A 19504-nucleotide genomic window follows, 5' to 3' on the forward strand; every position below is an offset into this window, starting at 1 on the left:
TTTTTAGGAGTGGTAATGATGAGCGAGTCAGTTCAAAACAACCGTGTGCCGCAGATAAAAATTCCAGCCACCTATATGCGCGGCGGCACCAGTAAGGGCGTGTTTTTTAAACTAAGCGACCTACCCGAAGCGGCCCAGCAGCCAGGCGTGGCGCGGGATCAGTTGCTACTGCGTGTCATCGGTAGCCCTGACCCTTACGAAAAGCAGATTGATGGTATGGGGGGCGCCACTTCAAGTACCAGCAAGACGGTGATTCTGTCTGAAAGTGAATCGGCAGAACACGATGTGGATTACCTGTTCGGTCAGGTCTCCATCGACAAGCCCTATGTGGATTGGAGCGGTAACTGCGGCAACCTCTCCGCGGCGGTCGGCCCTTTTGCGATTAGCAATGGTCTTGTTGACCCTGCACGTATTCCTGAAAACGGGGTGGCCGAGGTACGCATTTGGCAGGTGAATATACAGAAAACCATCGTCTCACGGGTGCCTATCGTCAATGGCGAAGTGCAGGAAACTGGCGATTTTGAGCTGGATGGCGTGACCTTTCCTGCTGCCGAGATTCCGGTGGCCTTTATGGATCCGGCCGATGGTGAGGGAGCCATTTTTCCCACCGGTAATCTCATTGATCAGCTTGATGTGCCAGGCGTGGGGATATTGAAAGCAACCCTGATTAATGCCGGTATTCCCACCGTGTTTATTAACGCCGCCGACATTGGCTATACCGGCGCCGAGCTGCAGGATGCCATCAATGGTGACAGCCGGGCGCTTGAGATGTTTGAAACTATCCGTGCCCATGGTGCTGTGCGCATGGGGCTAATCAGTGATGTCAGCGAAGCGGGTAAACGACAGCACACGCCCAAAGTGGCTTTCGTAGCGCCGCCGGCGGATTACGTATCATCGAGCGGTAAAAACGTACTGGCGACGAATATCGACCTGCTGGTGCGAGCGCTCTCCATGGGCAAGCTGCACCACGCCATGATGGGCACCGCCGCCGTTGCCATTGCTGCGGCGGCGGCCATTGAAGGCACATTAGTGAACCTGGCCGCCGGTGGCGGTAAACGAAACGAGGTCACCTTCGGGCATCCTTCCGGCAGCCTGCGGGTGGGAGCTGAGGCAAGCCTGGTGGAAGGGCGTTGGCATATCGAACAGGCACTGATGAGCCGCAGCGCGCGGGTGTTGATGGAAGGATTTGTGAGAATTCCTGGTGACAGCTTTTAGGACGCATTCCTTGGGCCATACTGAGTAGGTGATTCAACAGTAGGAGATAGATCCATGTCTGCCACATCCGAAGCCAATGAGCGGCCCGATTACGACCCCGAGCTACAGGCTATTGCCGATTACGTACTCAATTATCAGGTGGCGTCCGATGAGGCATTGGAAACCGCCCGCTACTGCTTAATGGATACGCTTGGCTGCGGGCTGTTGGCGCTGCGTTTTCCAGAGTGCACAAAGCACTTAGGCCCGATAGTGGAGGGCACGGTAGTACCGTTTGGGTCGCGGATACCGGGCACCTCGCTTCGCCTTGACCCGGTTAAGGCGGCGTGGGATATCGGCTGTATCATTCGCTGGTTGGATTATAACGACACTTGGCTTGCCGCCGAGTGGGGGCACCCTTCCGATAATCTTGGTGGAATACTCGCCGTGGCTGACCATCTGTCTCAGCAACGAGTCGCTAAAGGCGAAGCACCCCTAGTGATGCGCGATGTGCTCAACGCCATGATCATGGCTCATGAGATTCAGGGGGGGCTGGCGCTGGAGAATAGCTTCAATCGGGTTGGCCTCGATCACGTGGTGCTGGTGAAGGTCGCCTCTACGGCGGTGGCCGCCAAGCTGTTGGGCGCCAATCGTGAACAGTTGCTCTCGGCGCTTTCACACGCCTGGGTGGATGGTCAGAGCCTGCGCACCTATCGTCATGCGCCAAATGCTGGTTCACGTAAAAGCTGGGCCGCTGGGGACGCCACTTCACGGGGCGTGCGCTTAGCGGATATCGCCCTGCGCGGTGAAATGGGTATTCCCAGCGCGCTCTCGGCGCCCCAATGGGGCTTCTACGATGTGCTGTTCAGTCATGCCAACAAAGATTTGAGCCTCAAACCGGAAGCTGACCGCCGCCTACGCTTTCAGCGGGAGTTTGGCAGCTACGTGATGGAGAACATTCTGTTTAAGATCTCCTTCCCCGCTGAGTTTCACGCTCAAACCGCCTGTGAAGCCGCCATGACGCTCCATCCGCAGGTGAAAGACCGCTTGGCCGATATCGAGAAAATCGTGCTCACCACCCACGATTCGGCTATTCGGATTATTTCCAAAACCGGCGCACTCGCCAATCCGGCGGATCGTGACCACTGCCTGCAATACATGACAGCGGTGCCGCTTATCTTTGGTGCGCTTACCGCCGAGCACTATGAAGACAGCTTTCATGCAGCTCATCCGCTAATAGATGAGCTGCGTAATAAAATGGTGGTAGAAGAAAACGCCGAGTATTCGGCGGATTACCACGACCCTGAGAAGCGCTCTATCGCTAATGCAGTGCAGGTGTTTTTTAGCGATGGGAGTGCGACCGATAAAGTGACAGTGGAGTATCCGGTCGGCCACCGACGTCGTCGGGAAGAGGGGATGCCGCTATTGGTTGAAAAGTTTGAGCGCAATCTGGCAACTCGCTTTCCGACAAGTCGTTGCCAAAAAATCGCCGAGCTGTGCAGCCATCAAACAACACTTGAAACGATGCCAGTACACAAATTTATGGATATGTGGATGATTTAACGTGCGCTATTCACAGTGCCCGGTGCTTATACACACCGGGCACTGTGGTGTTAACGAGCGACATGCTCTCCAATGAGGCTATTCAAATGTCACTTGATCGCGCATGCGGTCAACGGTGGCAGGCCCAATGCCGCTGACGCGCTCAAGATCTGCAGCGCTTTCAAAGACGCCGTTGGTTTCGCGCTCTTCAATGATCGCGTCGGCTCGGCTGGGGCCGATCCCTGGTAGTTCGGCCAGCAGTTCAGCATCGGCAGTATTGACGTTAATCGGGGCTACATCTTGTGCCAGCACGCCACTGGAAAGCCCTAAGCTAATGCTAAACAGTAGTGCGGCCAGCATTCCTTTAAGTGTCATTTTCATATGCAATGATCCTTTTAATAGCGTTGGTTTTTTGTGTTTACACATGCGACGTCGTGTAGAGGTTTCTACCTGTGCCCGCGTTATCAGTGGGCAAGATAAACGCCGCTGCACTTGTTAACTTAGCCTTATTTAAAGCGTGTTTATGTCAGCGATATATGACAGCAGTTGTAAGATTTTAGCTATGGATATATGGCAAATGGCTTACATGATGAGGGCGCGAGGAGTAGGGAGAGGCTGATATAATGGTCAAAAACGTACTTGGAGTAACGTTGTGGTCACCGATTCCCCGATTATTATTGCCCTTGATTACCCGTCGCTAGACGCCGCGCTATGCATGGCTGATCAGTTGGATCCCACCCGATGCCGTGTGAAAGTGGGTAAAGAACTGTTCACCCGTAGCGGCCCGGCAGTGCTTGAGGCGCTGCATGGGCGCGGGTTTGAGGTGTTTTTGGATCTTAAATTCCACGATATTCCCAATACCGTTGCCAGCGCTGTGCAGGCGGCGGCGGAGCAGGGCGTGTGGATGGTCAACGTACATGCCAGCGGTGGGCGGCGGATGATGGAAGCGGCCGTGCAACGTCTGGATCAGAATGCCTTAACGACCCATCTAATCGCCGTTACCGTATTGACCAGTATGCAGACCGATGATTTGGCAGAGCTGGGTATTAAGGCACCACTCGCCGATCACGTGGAGCGCTTAGCGCTGCTGGCGAAGCAGAGTGGCTTACAAGGAGTGGTCTGCTCGGCCCAGGAGTCTGCGCGAATCAAAACGCTATGCGGTGAGTCGTTCTTGAAAGTGACCCCTGGTATTCGGCCAAGTTTTGCAGTCGCTAATGACCAACAGCGGACGATGGGCCCCAGTGAAGCTATGGCTGCGGGAAGCAGCCACCTGGTCATTGGTCGCCCCGTCACTCAGGCTGACGACCCCATGGTAGCGCTTGAGGCGATTGAGGCGGAGCTAGAGGGGCACTAAATATTTCTGCATACCTTAGCTTTGCGAACACTATTCGCCCTCCACGCCAATGACCGGCTTAATCGTGCCCCAGAAGCGGCAACTGGGGCACTGCCACTGTAACGCGTCGCTAGCAAAGCCGCAGCGCTGGCAGCGATGACGCGTGCGGTTAAGCAGCAGCGCATCGGTATGATGTTTTAGTAACAGTAGGCGCGTATCCGGGGAAGGTTTTCCACTAAGGCGCTGGCTTTCAATATACAGATCGATCAAATAATCCAGCCCGCCTAAACTCGGCACGGCGCGCAATCGCTCACCAATCAACTCAATCGCTTTGTCGACGCCGTCACGCTGATGAACGAGCTGACCTAGGGCAATAATGGTACTGGTGTAAGGCGCTAGCTCAAGCAGGCGATAGAGATGCGCTTCGTAGCCGGTGTCATCATTATTGCGCATATAGGCGTGCTTAAGGGCAGGCAGCATGGTGGGGATATGCGCTATCTCCTGGCCGGGGATGTTGTCTAATCGCTCAATAGCGCGGGCATAGTGCCCGTTGTCCATCTCTAGTTCGGCCAGCATCAGGGTGGCGCGAACGCATTTCTCATCCAGCTGCAGGGCTTTTTTGAGATGCTTTTTCGCCAGAGGTCGACTGGCTTCACTAATTTCTTCCAGTGCCAGCTCGCATAGCCAGTGCGCCGCGGGGCGACGCATCTTAGGATACTGTTTAAGCAGCGGCTGAATAACGTCAAGGGCTTGCTGCCACGCTTTTTCACGCTCTAATAAGTCGACGAGCAGCTGTTTGGCAGCATAGCGGTGATCATCATCACCGCTATGCTCCAGCAGGGTATTGAGTAGCCGCTGGGCGCGGTCATGAACACCAAGCGCCATAAAATCCCGAGCAAGTTCAAGCTGGATCTGTTCGTTGGTGTGCTGCGAAAGGGCTGGGCGAGCCAATAGGTTTTGGTGAATGCTAACGGCTTTGTCGGCCTCGCCGCGGGCACGAAAAAGCTTGCCGAGGGCGATATGGGTGTGAACCGTGTCACTGTTGACCGCTAGCACGTTGATAAAAGTATTGATCGCTTCGTCGGGCTGCTCATTAAGCAGGTAATTAAGCCCGACGAAGTAGTCCCGGGAGAGGCCTTGAGACGAGGCCGCAGGCGGATGGGTGCGATGTCGGCGGCGTAAGGCTTGGCGATAACCTAACCCGTAACCAATGGCAATGGCGACCAACAGTACGCTTAGCAGCGCGACATCCAGCATTTATGCCAGTTCCTTAAACTCCTGGGTGCGTAGGCTATCGAGCTCTTTACGCTGCTGCTTATTCTGGCGCTGGCTGCGGGCCAGGGTGGCTTTTAACCGCACGTAGACACCTAGCATGGCGAGCATGCCGAGTATGACGCCAAACACCAGGGTCGCGAGTAGCCAAACCGAGAGTGATACCGCTGGCAGCTCCAGCCAGATAAGGTTTAAGGCAATGGTTTGCTGATTATTAACGGCAAACAGAATGCCTACCAGCACTACTATCAGCAAAATAACGGCTAAAATCAGCCCTTTGATCCAACGCATGTGAGTTTCCTAGTCTGTGACGTTCACGGTAGCGCTATTGTGTACGACTCAAGCAGCGACGTCATCCCACAGAAATTAATAGTCGCGTTTTAGTAGCCTAGTGCTCTACTTGCGTCTACCTGCTCGCGTAGCTCCTTGCCAGGCTTGAAGTGCGGCACATACTTACCTTCCAAATCGACTGCATCGCCTGTTTTTGGGTTGCGCCCTACCCGCGGCTCCCGATAGTGCAGTGAAAAACTGCCGAAACCACGGATTTCAACGCGACCGCCGCTAGCTAGAGAATCCGTCATGTCGTCCAGGATAATACGCACCGCCGTTTCAACATCTTTGGCGGATAACTCCGGCTGACGCATCGCAATTTGTTCGATTAATTCAGATTTAGTCATCGGTTGGCTCCCTGCGAACATTGAAGGCCGTGACGCGCTCTCGACCTCGCTAACATCAAATTCAGCATACTGCGCAATTCAGTATAAAACAATTCAGATAAAACAAGGTTCTACACTCTTTAATAGCATAGGCGATGGAGGGCGCTGGCGCGACCCCACAGCTTAGGTATACTGGCCTTTCATTTATATAACTGGAGCGGCTGACGTTGAACGACGATAATTCCCCAGCAGCCATTTTGCGCAAACGGCTTTACTGGCACTCCCGGCGCGGTATGTGGGAGCTTGACCTGCTGCTTATTCCATTTCTTGAACAGCGTTTTGACCATCTTGGCGAAGCGGATCAACTGGCCTACCAGCAGCTCATTGAAGGCGAGGATCAGGATCTTTTTGTCTGGCTGATGCACCGAGAGTGGCCCGAGGAGCCTAGCCAGCGGCGTATCGTACAAATGATCGTTGAACATGCTGAAACCACCGATAATTCTGCCTATCGTACCCTCTAAGTATTGGCTACTAGCCCAATGTGGGCTGTTGATCGGGATAGTAGCGCTGAGCTATTGGATAGGGGGCACGCCAGCGGCGGTGGCGATAACGGTGTTAGGCGTTGTCCTTGGATGGCGCGGCTATCTTCGTCAACCCAAAGGCGTGCTCTCGCTTACGTCGACGGTGCCACAAGTTCAAGGTCGTTGGCTGCGCGAGTCGCAGTCTGAAGAGGGGGCTCTCACGCGAAATGAGGCTCTGGGCGATACGGATCGAGTACGCTGTGACTATCTAGGGCCCTGGTTAATAGGGCTTTATGTGGGTAAGCAGCGGGTTTGGCTCTGGCCTGATAGCGCGCCTCAACAAAGCTTGCGTGAGGTGCGCAAGCTCTTTCATCGTCCGGGCCGCTAGCGGTTTGTTGCTAACGCGTCTGTTAAGTCGTTCATCGCAAGTGAAGAAGCAACGGCTTCAGGCTGCCGGCTAGGCCAGTCGGTGGAGTAATGCAGTCCGCGTGACTCATGCCGCTGCTGAGCGGCGAGAACAGTCAATAGTGCTAGCTGTAGGGCCTGGTGCAGGCGTTTGCCTTCCGGGGCTGTTAGGGCTCCCTGAATCTCTTCCACGCTGTTTAGCAGTGACTTCAAGTGCGTCAGGGCAGTACTTAGCCCGGTGGCGCTGCGCACAATGGAGACATGCTGGCTCATGGTGGTGCGCATTTGTTGGCGTATATCGCTGAGCACTGCCTTGGGTAAGACAGTCGCCGCAGCCTGCGCCGGGGGCTGAAATCCGCTACCGCTGGTCGTTTGGCCGTGCTGTTCCACGTCGGCTAACAGCGCTTGTGCACAGCTGCGGGCAAATACCAAGCACTCTAACAGCGAGTTGCTGGCCATACGGTTGGCGCCATGAAGCCCCGTGCAGGCGGTTTCACCGATGGCATAGAGGTTGGCAACGCTCGTGGCGCCTTGCAAGTTGGTGGCGACACCGCCGCAGCTATAATGGGCGGCAGGCACCACGGGGATAGCCTGCTGGGTGATATCAATCCCCCGGCAGGCACAGTGCGCCAGAATAGTGGGGAAGTGGTGGCGAATTGCCTTTTCACCTAAATGGCGAATATCCAACCACACGTGGCCCAGAGCGCTGCACTGTATTTCGGCATCAATGGCGCGGGCGACGACATCCCGCGGGGCTAGCTCCGCACGCTTATCCAGCGCCAACATGAAACGCTCTCCCGCCTCATTGAGCAGATGCCCGCCTTCACCACGAACCGCCTCACTTATCAAAAACGCCGGGCCTTCGGGGTCAAACAGGCAGGTTGGATGAAACTGTTGAAACTCTAGATTCATTAACCGAGCACCCAGCTCTGCAGCCATCATCATGCCTTCGCCGCTACTGGGAGCGGGCGTAGTGGTGTGGCGGTAAAGGCCGCTTGCGCCGCCGGTTGCCAATACGGTTTGGCGCGCAGTGAGCGAGTGCCACTGGTGGTTGGCATCGCTGCCATAGGCGCCGCGGCAGGCACCTTGGGAATCTTGTAGCAGACCAACCACCGTTAGGTCGTTGCGCTGGGTGATATTGGGGTGCTGTGCTACTTTGGCTACAAGCGTATCCACCACGGCGCGGCCGGTGGCATCATCCGCGTGGATAATCCGACGTGCGTTGTGGCCGCCTTCTCGGGTTAAATGATATGGGTAACGTGCTGCAGGGTCGTTCTCGGGGGTAAAGGGAACGCCCTGATCAATCAACCACTGAATAGCAGCGGGCCCATGGGTAACGGTAAAGCGAACGGCCTCGATATCGCATAGACCATCGCCAGCCACCAAGGTGTCATTGATATGCGCGTCGAGGTCGTCATCAGGCGAGAGCACGGCGGCAATGCCGCCTTGAGCCCAGCGGCTGGCGCCTTGATCATCTTGTGCAGGGCGAACCAGCGTCACTGACCTGTGATCAGCCACTTCCAAGGCAAGGGTGAGCCCAGCGACGCCGCCGCCAATGATAAGTACATCGGATGTTGGCGTGCTCATGGTGCCCGCTCCCTCTTGATACTGATCGAAATATTGCAAACCCTAAACGTCACTAGCTTCGTCGCGCGCGAAAAGTTAGAAGGCAGGCATCATAGCGCGGCGATTAGCGTTTAGCGATGCTTTGGCTTAAGAAATGAGTGATACTCGGGGAGACAATTGCGCGATGTTCAAGTACGCGAATAGGCGCAGTAAAAGGCTTCGTAAAGAAAGCCGATACAGGAAATAAATGACTGAAGAAGAAAAGCTGGGGGGGAAGTAAAACAACAGAAGTGGTGCCCGGAGCCGGACTTGAACCGGCACGGGGTTGCCCCCGAGAGATTTTAAGTCTCTTGCGTCTACCGATTTCGCCATCCGGGCTATACATCACAAAAAATCACATCGCAATGCTGTTTCGTGCTGCTTAAAACACCACTGCTACACAAAGATGGAGGCTGGAGTCGGAATCGAACCGGCGTACACGGAGTTGCAGTCCGCTGCATAACCACTCTGCCATCCAGCCTCAAAAGTCGTTGGAGCGGGAAAGGAGATTCGAACTCCCGACCCTCGCCTTGGCAAGGCGATGCTCTACCACTGAGCTATTCCCGCTCGACTCGAGGGCGAATTATACGGATCGCCACCGTGTTGTCAATCAATGAATTAGCGTGTGTTCCTTATTTACTTATCAGCAGCTTACATGGAGCGGCTAAGATGCGGCCAGGCGGCTTTTAGGTACTGAATCATCGACCACAGCGTTAGGATAGCGGCGGTATATAGTACCACAACGCCTAACAGCGTAAATTCGTGCGTCGGTGGAAGCGCCAGCAAGATCAGCAGTGACACCATTTGCAGAGTGGTTTTAAGCTTGCCTATCCAAGAAACCGCCACCATGCCGCGTTTGCCCATTTCAGCCATCCACTCACGCAGCGCCGAAATGACAATTTCCCGGCCGATAATCACCAGTGCAGGGAGCGTCAGCACCAGGGTGTCGTAACGCTCGATCAATAGCGCTAGGGCGACGACCACCATGAGTTTGTCAGCCACTGGGTCTAAAAAAGCGCCAAAAGGCGTTGACTGATTCCAGCGTCGCGCTAAATAGCCATCCAGCCAGTCGGTAATGGAGGCCAGACCAAATAGACCGGCCGCCACGGGCATGCTCCAACTGAAGGGTAGATAAAACAGCACCACTAGCAGCGGAATAAAGGCGATTCTCGCCAGTGTCAGTATGTTGGGTATATTCATCGCAGAGAGCGATCCTTGCCGGAAAATCAGAGGATTCGAAGTGTCTGGCCTCATTCTATCCCCCTTGGCCGATGGCATCCATGCCAAACGGGCGTTTATCCGTTGAGCGCCCGATAAATACTCTCGGCTAACGACGCATTAATGCCCGGTACGCGAGCGAGTTCATCGCGGCTGGCCTTTTGCACGCCCTGCAGGCCGCCGAAAAAGCGCAGTAATTCCCGTCGACGTTTGGGGCCAATGCCGGGGATATCTTGTAGGGTTGAAGTGCGTCGCGCTTTATCGCGCTGAGCGCGGTGGCCAGCAATGGCAAAACGGTGTGATTCATCACGAATATGCTGGATCAAGTGTAGGGCGGGGGAGGCAGGGTCCAAATCTAGCGGATTGTCCGCTGTTTCCACAAACAGGCTTTCAAGCCCCGCCTTACGCGTGGTGCCTTTGGCGACACCCAATAGAATGATGTTGACGATGTCGAGTTCTTTAAACACCTCGCGGGCCATATTGAGCTGGCCCTTGCCACCGTCGACGATCAGGATGTCAGGGGCGACTGCTTCACCGCTTTTCACGCGCTTAAGGCGTCGGGTTAGGGCCTGCTGCATGGCAGCGTAGTCATCACCGGCGGCTACCCCTTCAATGCGGAAATGGCGGTAATCGCTTTTGCGTGGGCCTTGATGATCAAACACCACGCAGGAGGCAACGGTCGCCTCGCCGTGGCTATGGCTGATGTCGAAACACTCCAGGCGTTGCGGTGTGTCCGCTAAGCCCAGCGCTTTCTGCAGGGCGGTAAAGCGTTGAGTGAGCTGGGTTTGGTTGGCCAGTTGAGAGGCTAGCTGCTGCTCAGCGTTGGTAATGGCGAGCTGTTGCCACTGGGCGCGGTGGCCGCGCACTTGGCTGGTAACGCGAATGCGCTTGCCCGCCTGCTGGGTCAGCGCTTCGGCAATCAGCTCGCTGTCGTCTAACGGGTGGCTGGTAATCACTTCGCTGGGCACGTTGTGCGGTTGACCGAAATAGTATTGGCTGACTACTTCGGTGAGCAGCGTTTCAAGCGGTAGATCCAGATCGTTTTTCGGCGTGTGATGACGCGCCCCCAGCAGGCGACCATCGCGCACGCTCAACACCGAAACGCCCAGTGCACCGGGGCGCTGGGCGAGGGCGAAAATATCCGCATCACCGCCGCCGGTGTCGACAAACTGGCGTTGCTGAAGCTGGCGCAGTTGCTGAACCTGGTCGCGAAGACGGGCGGCCTCCTCGAAGTTGAGTGCCTGGCTGGCCTTTTCCATCGCCTCCATCAGTTCTTGAGTAACACTCTCACTTTTGCCTTCCAGGCACATCACTGCGTGTTCGAGGTCGCGGCGGTAGTCTTCGGCGGAGATATAGTCGACGCAGGGAGCGCTACAGCGATGAATCTGATACTGCAAGCAGGGGCGTGAGCGATGGGCAAAGACGCTGTCCTCGCAGTTGCGAATATGAAATATCTTTTGCATCAGCGCCAAGCTTTCACGCACGGCTCCGCTGCTAGGGTAGGGGCCTAGGTAGCGACCATCGTCGCTGCGCTGACGGGCGCGCTTATACTCAAGTGCCGGGTAAGGATGGCGGTCGGTGACAAAGACAAACGGGTAGGACTTATCGTCGCGCAGTAAAATGTTATAAGGCGGACGTAATTGTTTGATCAGCGTCTGTTCGAGCAGAAGGGCTTCAGTTTCCGTGCGGGTGACGGTGACCTGAACGTCGGCGATACGCCCCACCATGGCCTGGGTTTTGGTATTCAGTTGACCACGGAAATAGCTGGCTAGGCGTGCCTTTAAGCGCTTGGCTTTGCCCACATAGAGCGTATTGCTTTGCTCATCAAGCATGCGGTAAACCCCTGGCGAGGAGCTTACCGAGCTCAAGAACTGTTTTGAATCAAAGGTCATATTAGCGTGTCGGTACCCGATAACAGCAGGGAAGATAGGGGTTATATTTGGGTGGCGTCAAACCCCTCGACCAGCCCGTGACGGAGCGCTAAGTGAGTAAGCTCGACGTCGGTGGCAACCTGTAGTTTATCAAAGAGTCGGTAACGATAGGTGTTTACCGTTTTAGGGCTTAAGTGCAGGCGATCGGAGATATCTTGCACTCGCTGGCAGTTAACGATCATCAGGGCAATCTGTAGCTCACGGTGGGAGAGGTGGCTAAACGGATTATCTTCCTCGGTGAAGTGCGAAAGCGCCAGGCGTTGGGCAATTTCCTGACTGACATAGCGGCGGCCATGAAACACTTGGCGAATGGCATCGGTCATTTCTATCGCATCTGCACCTTTGCTTAAAAAGCCTGAAGCACCTGCTTCAAGCATGCGGCGCAGCACGCTGTCTTCCATATGCGCGGTCAAGATCAAGACCTTCACGTCTTCCATGTTGCGGTGAATGCGTCGAGTGGCTTCGAGCCCGCCTATGCCCGGCATGCGAATATCCATCAACACGATGTCGGGTTTTAAATGGCGACACTGTGTTACTGCACTTTCGCCATCGTCGACCTCGCCCACAATTTTAATGTCACACTCTTCATTTAGCAGGTGAGCAATGCTAGTTCTTACTAGGTGATGATCATCGGCGATAAGTACACTGATCAATGGACAGGCTCCTGCTTGGAAACATCATGGACTCAGGCGTTGGCCTTGGACACTACTCTATCTTGTTAACTATATGTGCATATAGAGTGCCACAGCTAACGACAAAGGAGAATTAGTTGTCCGCTGCTGATGTAAAAACTTGACCGCGGTAAATGTTCACCGTAGTATCCGCCTCGCTGTTGGAAAGACAGCACGTGGGGCCTTAGCTCAGCTGGGAGAGCGCAACACTGGCAGTGTTGAGGTCAGCGGTTCGATCCCGCTAGGCTCCACCAACAAAAATTTCACCCAATATTAGAAAAAAGCCTCGTTGTTTAAACGAGGCTTTTTTTGTTTGCAGTAAATCGTTTATTCAGTGACCTTACCCAGAAGCAAAAACTCGATCAACGCTTTTTGTGCATGCAGGCGGTTGCCTGCTTCCTGCCAAACCACGGCACGTGGGTCGTCGAGCAGCGTGTGGCTGATCTCTTCTCCGCGATGGGCAGGCAGGCAGTGCAGGAAGAGGACGTCTTGGTCTGCCTGATCGAGCATGGCTTCAGTAACTTGGAAACCTGCGAAGTCGGCTTCACGTTTCGCCTGCTCCTCCTCTTGGCCCATGGAGGCCCAAACGTCGGTGGTGATCAGGTCGACGTGCTTTACCGCTTCCTGAGGGTCGTGCAGCAGCGTTACTTGATCGCCAGCGGCCGCCATAATATCGGCTCGGGGCTCGTAGCCTTTCGGGCAGCAAATGCGCAGATGGAAACCGAATTGGCGAGCGGCATTGATCCAGGAGTGGCACATGTTGTTACCATCACCAATCCACACTGCTGTGCGTCCCTTTACGCTGCCGCGTAGCTCAGTCCAGGTCATCACGTCGGCAAGTAGCTGGCAGGGGTGGTAGTCATCGCTTAAGGCGTTAATCACCGGTACGCTGCTGGCGCTGGCGTAGGTTTCCAGCCCAGCGTGGGAGAAGGTGCGAATCATCACCGCATCGACCATTTCAGACAGTACGCGAGCGGTGTCTTCAATTGGTTCGCCACGACCCAGCTGAGTATCGCGGGGGGAGAGAAAGAGTGCATGGCCGCCAAACTGTGCCATTCCCGTTTCAAACGAAACCCGTGTACGCGTCGATGATTTTTCAAAGATCATCGCCAGGGTACGGTTGGGGAAGGGTGTGTAAACAGGACCTTGGGCTTTTAGATTAGTTTTGATCGTAATGGCACGCTGGATCAAATAGTCCAGCTCATCTGGGGTCAAATCTAGCAAGGTCAGGAAATGGCGTGTCGCCATAAGGGCTTCTCTCCGCGCAAAAACACTATCCTAGCTATGCTGCAGGGGATGCGCAACGCGAACGGCATGCGTAGAATGCCATATACACGTTAAAGCCGAGCGCTCTACTCAGGTACTATTCTAAGTACGATTTCTTAAGTACTAGTCTCAAGTACCCATTACAAGGGCTAGGTTTAAGAACCAGGTTCTAGGGCCTGGTTCAAGGGCTAAGCCAAGTAGATGAGTGAGAGGGCATCGGTCATCAATAAGCGAGGAAATAGTATGAGCACAACTGCCGAAAACATTCAGCGTCAAATTAGCGAAAATCCGATCCTGATTTACATGAAAGGTTCGCCCCAACTGCCTCAGTGTGGGTTTTCTGCCCAGACCGTCCAAGCGCTTATGAGCTGTGGCGAGCGTTTTGCGTTCGTTAACGTTCTGGATAATCCGGATATTCGCGCCGAGCTGCCCAAGATTGCTAACTGGCCGACCTTCCCACAACTGTGGGTAGAAGGCGAGCTGGTGGGTGGTTGCGACATCGTGGTTGAGATGCATCAAAGTGGCGAGCTGGAAAAGCTAGTAAAAGCCGCTGCTGAGCGTGCTGGTGCGGCGGAAGGTGGTGATAACGCCTAGGCGTTGTCTAAAATAGCCCGCTTTATTCAGGCGGTTGGCGGGCTGCGGTGCAACCGTTAGAATGGCGTTTGTTCTCGCATCGTCTTTGTTATGCATCGTGGCCTTTGCCCCGCGCTGGCTACAGCGTGGGGCAAGTCAGCCCGCCGAAGGAAGTACAGCTTCATGAGTTATCAGGTTCTGGCCCGTAAGTGGCGACCTCGCACATTCCACGAACTCGTGGGCCAGGCCCATGTTCAACGCGCCTTGGTCAATGCCCTGGATCAGGGTCGTTTGCATCATGCCTACCTGTTTACGGGGACTCGCGGTGTGGGCAAAACCACCTTGGCGCGTATTCTTGCCAAGTGTTTGAACTGCACGGCTAACGGACGTGGTGATGAGGGCATTACCTCTACACCGTGTGGGCATTGCGATAGCTGTCAGGCAATTGATGAAGGGCGCTTTGTTGATCTTATTGAGGTCGATGCGGCGTCAAGAACCAAAGTAGAAGATACCCGGGAACTGCTGGACAATGTCCAGTATGCGCCTACCCAAGGGCGTTATAAGGTGTACCTGATCGATGAGGTGCACATGCTTTCCACCAGCAGTTTCAATGCGCTGCTGAAAACGCTGGAAGAGCCTCCCCCTCACGTTAAATTTCTGTTGGCGACCACCGATCCGCAAAAACTGCCGCCGACGGTACTTTCACGCTGTCTTCAATTTACCCTCAAACATATGCCACCAGAGCGCGTGGTGGAGCATCTCACCTATGTGTTGGGTGAAGAGGGCGTCGCTTTTGATGAAAGCGCCTTGTGGCTATTGGGTAAGGCGGCGGAAGGCTCAATGCGCGATGCCATGAGCCTCACCGACCAGGCTATTGCGTTTGGCCAGGGGGTCGTTCGTCATGCGGATGTGGCCGCCATGCTGGGTACCCTGGATCATCGCCATATTCTTGGGCTGGCAGAATCTCTGGCCGATGTGGATGTACAGCGCCTGCTCTCCGAAGTGGCCGAATTAGCCGAGCAAGGCCCGGACTTTGCCGCGGTGTTGGATGAGCTATCGAGCATACTGCACCGCTTGGCAGTGGCGCAGATGGTGCCGGATGCCGTGGATAACAGCCACGGTGATCGTGATGCTATCCTGCAGCTGGCAAGCCGCTTCACTGCTGAAGACATTCAGCTCTATTACCAGATTGGTATTCAGGGGCGTGGGGACATGGTGCACGCTCCTGATTTGCGCAGCGCGTTAGAGATGACGTTGCTGCGTATGTTGGCATTTCGCCCTCAGGGTGTACCGAAACCGCCGCGTACCCCGCTACCGCTTCGCCGCGAGCCTTCTCAATCGGCAGCGACCGAAACGAGTGCCCAAGTAGCAGAGACGCCATCACCGGCGCCGCAGCCCTCGCCAGCAGCTGATGCAAAGCCAGAAGTCCATTCCACACCAGGCGCTCAGCCTGAAACGCCATTAGAGCCAAGCCCTGAGCAGACAGCGTCTGCCGCTAAAGAGGAGCCGCCGCTGCAAGAGCCACCGCCTTGGGCAGTCGAAGCGGATACGCAAGCGTCTGAGGTGGAAGCTCCCCAGCAAGCCCCTGAGCCAGAGGCTATGTCTGAATCAGAACTCCTTACTGAGCCCAAGCCTGTTACTGAGCCAGTGCCAGCCTCAGCGCCTTCACCCGATGCCGCGCCCCAAACGGTGGAGCCCTCAACGGCTGCAGCGCAAGAAGCTGAACCAGAGGTCGTTCCAGGAGCCCTGTTAGAAACCCTGCCAGAAGCCTTGCCAGAAAGCCGGCCGGACATTCAGTCCGGCAAGCTGGATAATGCGCAGTGGTTGCAGTGCTTTGATTCTCTTGGCTTGGGTGGCTTAACCCGTAATTTGGCGGGCAACTGCCTGGTCGAGAGTGACGACGGTACGCTGCTGACGCTGCGCCTCGACCCCAGCCAAGAGGCCATGCAGGCGGAAGTACATCAAACCCGCATTGAGCGGGCGCTAAAAGAGCAGGGCATGCCAAGGCGAATAGCGTTTTACGTTGCCGAGTTGTCTAATAGCCTTGAGACGCCACGGCAGCGCGAAGAGCGTCTTAATAAAGAGCGTCATGCCAAGGCGGTTGATCTACTCAATCACGACCCCCATGTACAAAAGTTACAGCAGGCGTTTGGGGCAAAGCTGATAGAATCCAGCGTAAAGCCTGCCAACGCTATGCGCTAAGCTCATTTTCTAGACGCGTGATAGAAACACTCGTTTTAGCTATACCTTTTAACTACGTATGTTGGAGATCAGACCATGCTTAAAGGTGGAATGGGCAACTTAATGAAGCAAGCCCAAGAGATGCAGGAAAAAATGCAGCAAGCCCAGGAAGAGGTCGCCAAAGCCGAAGTCCAGGGTGAGGCGGGTGCCGGTATGGTCAAGGTCACCATGAACGGTCGCCATGACGTTTCAAACGTGACCATTGACCCCAGCGTCATGGAAGAGGACAAAGAGTTGCTGGAAGATTTGCTAGCCGCGGCGGTCAATGACGCAGTGCGCAAATTGGAAGTCAGTTCTAAACAGAAAATGGAAGAAGCGACGGCAGGTTTGAACCTTCCGCCCGGCTTTAAGATGCCGTTCTAAGCAATGCGTTTTTCTCCTCTCGTTGAGCAGTTAATGGATGCGTTTCGCGTATTGCCAGGCGTTGGGCCCAAAACGGCTCAGCGCATGGCGATGCATTTGCTGGAGCGTGAGCGTCCTGGAGGGCAGCGTCTGGCGGCGGTTATTCAACAAGCGATCGATGAAGTTGGATACTGCCAGCGCTGCCGCACGCTCACTGAAGCAGAGATCTGCATGCTGTGTGAAAGCCCGCGGCGCGATGATGCACTACTTTGCGTGGTGGAGTCGCCTGCCGATCAATTGGCGATTGAAGAAGCCGGTGGTTTTAAGGGGCGCTATTTTGTGCTCCACGGGCACCTTTCGCCGCTAGATGGCGTGGGGCCTGAGTCGATCGGTTTAGACTTACTGGAAGCGCGTGTTGCAGAAGGGCTCATCGAAGAGGTGGTGTTGGCGACTAACCCCACCATCGAAGGTGAAGCGACCGCCCATTATATTGCTTCGCTACTAGCAGAACACGGTGTCAAACTCTCGCGGCTTGCCTATGGCGTTCCCATGGGTGGAGAGCTGGAGTACGTAGATGGCGGCACTTTGAGCCGTGCATTTAATGGTCGCTTGCCGTTTGCCAGTGAATAAGCCTACCTAAAACGCAAATGCTTTAGTATTTGCGCCAACCTGGAAGAATGCTTTTGTCCTCTCTGACCCCCTCTTATCAATGGCTTGATACTCCAGAGGCGCTCGATGCAGCGTGTGAGCAAGTAGCCGATGCTTCTGTAATTGCTCTGGATACCGAGTTTTTCCGAGAGAACACGTTCTTTCCAGTGCCGGCGTTGGTTCAATTCACCGCGGGGGAAGAGGCTTATCTGATTGATCCGGTAGCCGTCCCGTGTACTGATAAATTCCGAGCCCTGCTGCAAAATAGTGCTATCAAGTTACTGCACGCCTGCAGCGAAGATCTAGAAGTCTTCCAGCACTGGGCAGGTGTATTGCCGGAACCGTTAATCGATACTCAGGTAGTACAAGGATTTTTAGGCGAAAATCCTGGAATGGGGTATCAAAAGCTGGTCGAATTTTGGGTCGGCGAAACCCTGCCTAAGGAAGAGACCCGCTCAAACTGGCTATTACGCCCGCTGTCGCCTGCGCAGTGCCAGTACGCTGCTCTGGATGTGATCTATTTGTTAAAAGCCTGGACGCTTCAGGCTGAAAAACTCGCCATGCTGGGACGGCGTGAATGGGTAGACGCTGAGTGTGCTAGCTTAATTGAACAGGCGGGCCGCAGCGTCGATAACGACCAGCAGTGGTATACCCGTCAACGCCAATTGTGGCGCTTAACGCCCCGGCAAATGGAAGCGTATCGGCTAATGACCACTTGGCGTGAAGGCGAGACACGCCGTCGTGACTTGCCGCGCAACTGGTTGATTAGCGATAAGCTGCTATTTGCGATCGCCGAAAAGATGCCCAGTAATCGCTTCGAGCTCGCTGAGGTGGAAGGCGTTAAACCGATGCTGATCAAAAAAGAGGGCGACGCACTGCTGGCAATGGTCAAACAGGCCCAGCACTGTGATGAAGAGGCGCTGCCCAAGCGTTGGCCAGACCCCATGCACCCGACGTTCAAATCACGCTTTAAAGCACTCAAGAAGGCGGTAACCGCTAAAGCTAATGACTTGGGTGTGGCACCGGAAATGCTCATGCGCCGCCGTGATATTGAAACACTGGTGATGCAGGACTTGGCAGGGGAACCTCTCACCTGGCCGACCGGTTGGCGTGGCGAATGTCTGAATGGCGCGTTGGCCCAGGCCCTTGAGGAGCGAGCATAATGAGCGACAAGCTGATTTGCGAGGTTTTTAAAAGCTCGCGTAAAGATGAAATGTATTTATATGTCGATAAGCGTCAAGGATTTGCAGACGTCCCTGCGCAATTACTTGAAACCTTCGGCAAGCCTGTACCGGTGTTTACCATGCTGTTGACCGCAGACAAAAAATTGTCACGGGTTAATGCGGCAGACGTGGTGGAAGGGATTAAAGACAAAGGGTTCTACCTGCAAATGCCGCCGCCCAAAGAGGCTTATTTGCTCGACGTGCATCGTGCCCATGTGGCTTCGCGCTCTGATGCCCGTTCTGACGAACAGTAGCGCCATCCGGCTATGAATTTTCTTGCCCATGCGTGGTTGGTGAGCGCTGGTAGCGATGATTTCCTCTACGGCAATTTAATTGCCGATGGCGTTAAGGGGCGCAATTTGGCCGATTGGTCTGCTGCTACTGCACTGGGCATTCGCCATCACCGTCGGGTGGATGCCTGGGTAGATAACCACCCTAGCGTTGTTAATGCACGGCGGCGTGCGCCAACAGGGCAGCGGCGCTATGCGGGGATAGCCCTGGATATGGTGTGGGATCATTTCCTGGCCCGTGATACGGCAGGGCAGGCGGATCAAGAAGCAATTGTTGAGCGCTGTTATCGACTGCTCTCCGCTCGTACCGCGCCGAACCGACTGGCCGGTATGATGCCGATTCTCGTCGAGCAGGACTGGCTAAGAGGCTATGCTGATTTTGCGTTTACCTGCCGGGCCGTTGCCGGGATTGGGCGGCGTTTGTCTGGCCCCAATCAGTTGGCTGCTTTAGTGCCTTGGCTGTACGACGATTATCAAGCGTTAGAGGCCGATTTCCAGACCCTATGGCCCGAACTATTGGCTGAATTAAGCCACCAAGATACACCCCCATCATAATGAGTTTTTCGTAATAATGAG

Annotated in this window: 21 protein-coding genes and 4 tRNA genes; 13 read left to right on the plus strand and 12 right to left on the minus strand. The window is 55.0% G+C overall.

Annotation, left to right across the window (positions count from 1 at the left end):
* The first annotated feature begins 15 nt into the window (after positions 1–15).
* Both prpF and prpD read left to right on the plus strand, forming a co-directional pair.
* Positions 16–1215, plus strand: a complete 1200-nt coding sequence (prpF, locus tag HZS52_RS13820; RefSeq protein WP_138800533.1) for a 2-methylaconitate cis-trans isomerase PrpF — start codon at positions 16–18, stop codon at positions 1213–1215.
* 54 nt (positions 1216–1269) lie between these two features.
* On the plus strand, positions 1270–2754 hold the full coding sequence (gene prpD / locus HZS52_RS13825; RefSeq protein WP_190372988.1) for a 2-methylcitrate dehydratase: 1485 nt from the start codon (positions 1270–1272) through the stop codon (positions 2752–2754).
* A gap of 78 nt (positions 2755–2832) precedes the next feature.
* Here the strand turns inward: prpD and HZS52_RS13830 are convergent, their stop codons facing one another.
* Positions 2833–3114 carry a ComEA family DNA-binding protein gene (locus HZS52_RS13830; protein WP_022522901.1) on the minus strand — a complete coding sequence of 94 codons (282 nt, stop codon included), beginning with the start codon at positions 3112–3114 and terminating at the stop codon, positions 2833–2835.
* A gap of 271 nt (positions 3115–3385) precedes the next feature.
* On the opposite strand from HZS52_RS13830, the gene pyrF reads away from it, so the two are divergent.
* Complete coding sequence (pyrF, locus tag HZS52_RS13835) at positions 3386–4087, plus strand: orotidine-5'-phosphate decarboxylase (protein ID WP_027958440.1); 702 nt, start codon at positions 3386–3388, stop codon at positions 4085–4087.
* 30 nt (positions 4088–4117) lie between these two features.
* On the opposite strand, the gene lapB is transcribed toward pyrF, so the two are convergent.
* From lapB to HZS52_RS13850, 3 genes are all read right to left on the minus strand, one after another.
* Positions 4118–5323 carry a lipopolysaccharide assembly protein LapB gene (lapB, locus tag HZS52_RS13840; protein WP_009288003.1) on the minus strand — a complete coding sequence of 402 codons (1206 nt, stop codon included), beginning with the start codon at positions 5321–5323 and terminating at the stop codon, positions 4118–4120.
* Positions 5324–5629, minus strand: coding sequence for a LapA family protein (locus HZS52_RS13845; RefSeq protein WP_027958442.1), 306 nt, complete (start codon positions 5627–5629; stop codon positions 5324–5326).
* Between the two features lie 89 nt (positions 5630–5718).
* A complete protein-coding gene (locus tag HZS52_RS13850) occupies positions 5719–6015 on the minus strand; it encodes an integration host factor subunit beta (RefSeq protein ID WP_008959540.1) in 297 nt (98 codons plus the stop codon).
* 206 nt (positions 6016–6221) lie between these two features.
* Here HZS52_RS13850 and HZS52_RS13855 point away from each other — a divergent pair, with 206 nt between their 5' ends.
* Complete coding sequence (locus HZS52_RS13855) at positions 6222–6515, plus strand: FAD assembly factor SdhE (protein ID WP_022522904.1); 294 nt, start codon at positions 6222–6224, stop codon at positions 6513–6515.
* Entirely contained in the window at positions 6475–6903 is a 429-nt protein-coding gene (locus HZS52_RS24430) for a hypothetical protein (protein ID WP_022522905.1), read from the plus strand. The genes HZS52_RS13855 and HZS52_RS24430 overlap by 41 nt, the downstream gene beginning before the upstream one ends.
* Here HZS52_RS24430 and nadB read toward each other — a convergent pair.
* From nadB to uvrY, 7 genes are all read right to left on the minus strand, one after another.
* Positions 6900–8507 (minus strand): L-aspartate oxidase, encoded by a 1608-nt coding sequence (gene nadB, locus HZS52_RS13865; protein ID WP_190372989.1) that lies wholly within the window; start codon positions 8505–8507, stop codon positions 6900–6902. The genes HZS52_RS24430 and nadB overlap by 4 nt on opposite strands.
* Before the next feature lie 270 nt (positions 8508–8777).
* Positions 8778–8864, minus strand: a tRNA-Leu gene (locus HZS52_RS13870).
* A gap of 68 nt (positions 8865–8932) precedes the next feature.
* A tRNA-Cys gene (locus tag HZS52_RS13875) sits at positions 8933–9006 on the minus strand.
* Positions 9007–9017: 11 nt separating this feature from the next.
* A tRNA-Gly gene (locus HZS52_RS13880) sits at positions 9018–9092 on the minus strand.
* Positions 9093–9176: 84 nt separating this feature from the next.
* Positions 9177–9725, minus strand: a complete 549-nt coding sequence (gene pgsA, locus HZS52_RS13885; protein WP_022522907.1) for a CDP-diacylglycerol--glycerol-3-phosphate 3-phosphatidyltransferase — start codon at positions 9723–9725, stop codon at positions 9177–9179.
* Positions 9726–9820: 95 nt separating this feature from the next.
* Positions 9821–11635, minus strand: coding sequence for an excinuclease ABC subunit UvrC (gene uvrC / locus HZS52_RS13890; RefSeq protein ID WP_009288006.1), 1815 nt, complete (start codon positions 11633–11635; stop codon positions 9821–9823).
* A 41-nt stretch (positions 11636–11676) separates the two neighbouring features.
* Complete coding sequence (gene uvrY, locus HZS52_RS13895) at positions 11677–12327, minus strand: UvrY/SirA/GacA family response regulator transcription factor (RefSeq protein WP_009288007.1); 651 nt, start codon at positions 12325–12327, stop codon at positions 11677–11679.
* Between the two features lie 196 nt (positions 12328–12523).
* Here uvrY and HZS52_RS13900 point away from each other — a divergent pair.
* Positions 12524–12599, plus strand: a tRNA-Ala gene (locus HZS52_RS13900).
* A gap of 73 nt (positions 12600–12672) precedes the next feature.
* Here the strand turns inward: HZS52_RS13900 and argF are convergent.
* Entirely contained in the window at positions 12673–13593 is a 921-nt protein-coding gene (gene argF, locus HZS52_RS13905) for an ornithine carbamoyltransferase (protein ID WP_009288008.1), read from the minus strand.
* A gap of 261 nt (positions 13594–13854) precedes the next feature.
* Here argF and grxD point away from each other — a divergent pair, with 261 nt between their 5' ends.
* The 7 genes from grxD (at position 13855) to HZS52_RS13940 (ending at position 19483) form a co-directional block, all read left to right on the plus strand.
* Positions 13855–14205, plus strand: a complete 351-nt coding sequence (gene grxD, locus HZS52_RS13910; protein ID WP_022522910.1) for a Grx4 family monothiol glutaredoxin — start codon at positions 13855–13857, stop codon at positions 14203–14205.
* 162 nt (positions 14206–14367) lie between these two features.
* Positions 14368–16386: a DNA polymerase III subunit gamma/tau gene (gene dnaX, locus HZS52_RS13915; RefSeq protein ID WP_190372990.1), complete on the plus strand. Its 2019-nt coding sequence runs from the start codon at positions 14368–14370 to the stop codon at positions 16384–16386.
* A gap of 75 nt (positions 16387–16461) precedes the next feature.
* The gene (locus HZS52_RS13920) at positions 16462–16788 is read left to right on the plus strand and encodes a YbaB/EbfC family nucleoid-associated protein (protein ID WP_022522912.1); all 327 of its coding nucleotides are present in this window, start codon (positions 16462–16464) and stop codon (positions 16786–16788) included.
* Between the two features lie 3 nt (positions 16789–16791).
* Positions 16792–17397 (plus strand): recombination mediator RecR, encoded by a 606-nt coding sequence (recR, locus tag HZS52_RS13925; RefSeq protein ID WP_009288010.1) that lies wholly within the window; start codon positions 16792–16794, stop codon positions 17395–17397.
* Between the two features lie 47 nt (positions 17398–17444).
* Positions 17445–18578, plus strand: a complete 1134-nt coding sequence (rnd, locus tag HZS52_RS13930) for a ribonuclease D (protein ID WP_022522913.1) — start codon at positions 17445–17447, stop codon at positions 18576–18578.
* On the plus strand, positions 18578–18892 hold the full coding sequence (locus HZS52_RS13935) for a YcgL domain-containing protein (RefSeq protein WP_022522914.1): 315 nt from the start codon (positions 18578–18580) through the stop codon (positions 18890–18892). The genes rnd and HZS52_RS13935 overlap by 1 nt, the downstream gene beginning before the upstream one ends.
* A gap of 12 nt (positions 18893–18904) precedes the next feature.
* The gene (locus tag HZS52_RS13940; protein WP_190372991.1) at positions 18905–19483 is read left to right on the plus strand and encodes an acyl carrier protein phosphodiesterase; all 579 of its coding nucleotides are present in this window, start codon (positions 18905–18907) and stop codon (positions 19481–19483) included.
* The last annotated feature ends 21 nt before the right edge of the window (positions 19484–19504 follow it).

The organism is Vreelandella titanicae (assembly GCF_014697095.1).
GTDB lineage: Bacteria > Pseudomonadota > Gammaproteobacteria > Pseudomonadales > Halomonadaceae > Vreelandella > Vreelandella titanicae.